This is a genomic window from Kineococcus vitellinus (assembly GCF_009906315.1).
GTDB classification, from domain to species: domain Bacteria; phylum Actinomycetota; class Actinomycetes; order Actinomycetales; family Kineococcaceae; genus Kineococcus; species Kineococcus vitellinus.
In genome coordinates, this window is sequence record NZ_JAAALL010000478.1 from 1 (window position 1) to 2,008 (window position 2,008).

2 protein-coding genes are annotated in these 2,008 nt (G+C 78.5%); both read right to left on the minus strand.

The window, feature by feature from the left end:
• Window positions 1-83: 83 nt before the first annotated feature.
• Complete coding sequence (locus GTQ99_RS22620; protein ID WP_166617920.1) at window positions 84-1,019, minus strand: TIGR03620 family F420-dependent LLM class oxidoreductase; 936 nt, start codon at window positions 1,017-1,019, stop codon at window positions 84-86.
• Window positions 1,020-1,048: 29 nt separating this feature from the next.
• The gene (locus GTQ99_RS22625) at window positions 1,049-1,891 is read right to left on the minus strand and encodes a class II glutamine amidotransferase (RefSeq protein ID WP_166617921.1); all 843 of its coding nucleotides are present in this window, start codon (window positions 1,889-1,891) and stop codon (window positions 1,049-1,051) included.
• Window positions 1,892-2,008 lie beyond the last annotated feature (117 nt).

The following is a 2,008-nucleotide window of genomic DNA, read 5'->3' on the forward strand; positions in this document are numbered from 1 at the left end:
GCTCGGCGGGCGCCGCGGGGGAGGTGCGCACCAGCTGCAGGTGCGTCGCCCGCCCGGTGCGGGCCGGCCCGCCGGTGGCCCGTTCAGCCGATGAGCACGCGGGCCAGCTCGCCCCACTGCCGCAGCGGGAACTCCCGCCCCGAGGCGGTGAGCACCTGCACGGCGACCTCGTCGGCGCCGGCGTCGACGTGCCGCGCGACGCCCGCGGCGACGGTCGCGGCGTCGCCCCACGGGATCAGCTCGTCGATCAGCCGTTCGCTGCCGCCGTCGGCGAAGTCCTCGTCGCCGTACCCGAAGCGGCGCAGGTTGTTCGTGTAGTTCGGCAGCGCCAGGTACCCGGTGGCGTAGCGGCGCGCGACCTCGCGCGCCCGCTCGGGGTCCTCCTCGAGCACCACGGCCACCTCCGGCGCCAGCAGCACGCCCGCGCCGAGGACCTCGCGCGCGAACGCGGTGTGCGCGGGGGTGGTGAAGTAGGGGTGCGCGCCCAGGGAGCGGTCCCGGGCCAGGCGCAGCATCCGCGGGCCCAGCGCGGCCAGGACGCGGCGATCGCGCGGCACGGCCCCGGCCGCGCCCGGGGCGTCGAGGGCGTCGAGGGCGTCGAGGGCGTCCAGGTGCTCCACCACCCGCGAGTACGGCTTCGAGTAGTCCTGCCCGGAACCCTCCACGACGACGGCGTGGCTGTTGCCCAGGCCCAGCAGGAACCGCCCCGGGTGGCGCTCCTGCAGCGCGGCGAAGCCCTCGGCGCACTCGCGCGGCGTGGCGGCGTAGACGCTGACGATGCCGCTGGCCACGCCGATCTGCTCGGTGGCCGCCAGCAGCTCCCCGAACACCGGGTGCAGGCCCGGCTCGAAGCCCCCGGAGAGCCAGATGCGCGAGTACCCGAGGTCCTCCAGCTCGCGGGCGGCCTCGCCGGCCTCCGCGCGGCGGGCGGGGTCGGCCCACGGCCCGCCGCCCCAGACGCCGATGCGGGCCCGCGCGGCGGGCGTGGTGCTGCCGGGGAGCACGGGCTGGTCCGTCACGGCGCCACCCTAGGCGGGCGGCGGGCCGGTCAGCGCGCCGGGACGGCCGCCGCCGCGGCGGCGAGGTCCTGCACCCGCACCTGCAGGGTGTCCAGGCGCACCGTCGTGATCGAGGCCGGCGGCAGCGCCTGCCAGCCGGTGGTGTCGATGCCGGCGGAGGTGAACACCACCGCGCCGTCCGGCCGGCGCAGCCAGCTCATCCGGTAGTACGCGCCCGCGTGGTCCAGGGGAAGCTGCGCCGGGGCCAGCCCCGTGGCGCACAGCTCCTCCAGCGGCACGGGCGCCGACTCGCTGGAGTGGACCACCACCAGCTCCTCGGCGCTCAGCAGCACCGCGTTCAGGCTGGCCGCGGGGAGGGCCTCGCGCAGCCGCAGGACGGCCGCCGCCGCCGCGCCCGCCAGGTCCGCCCCGGCGTCCGCGTGGCGGCGCACCAGCGCGAAGATCCGCTCGCTGTCGGTGGTGCCGCCCACCTGCGCCAGGTGCTGAGGGCCCACCAGCTCCTCCAGCAGCGGCAGCGACGGCACCGAACCGTTGTGCGCGAAGGCGATCCCGCCGTGCAGGAACGGGTGGCTGTTCTCGTGCCCCACCGCCATGCCCGAGGTCGCCAGGCGCAGGTGCACCAGCCGGGCCGTGCTCGGCCGCTGCGACAGCGCGCTCGAGCCGCGCCGGGAGCGCTGCACCGGCAGGGCGTCGCGCACCCTGCGCACCCGGGGACCCCCGCCCGCGCCGTCGCCCGCGCCGTCCAGCCAGGCCGTGCCCCAGCCGTCGGCGTGCAGGCACGACAGGGTCCGGAACGCCGCCAGCTGCTCGGGGCCGATGAGCTCGGCGAACGTGGTCGGGCGCGGGGCGGCGTGGGCCAGCAGTCGGCACACGGGCCACCTCCAGGGACGGGACGAGCTGGCCAGAGCATCGGCGCGCGGGGGGCGTGGCTGAACCCCCGCCGGGGGCCGGAGCGGGCGGGGCGGCCGGCCGGCCCGCCCGCTCCGGCC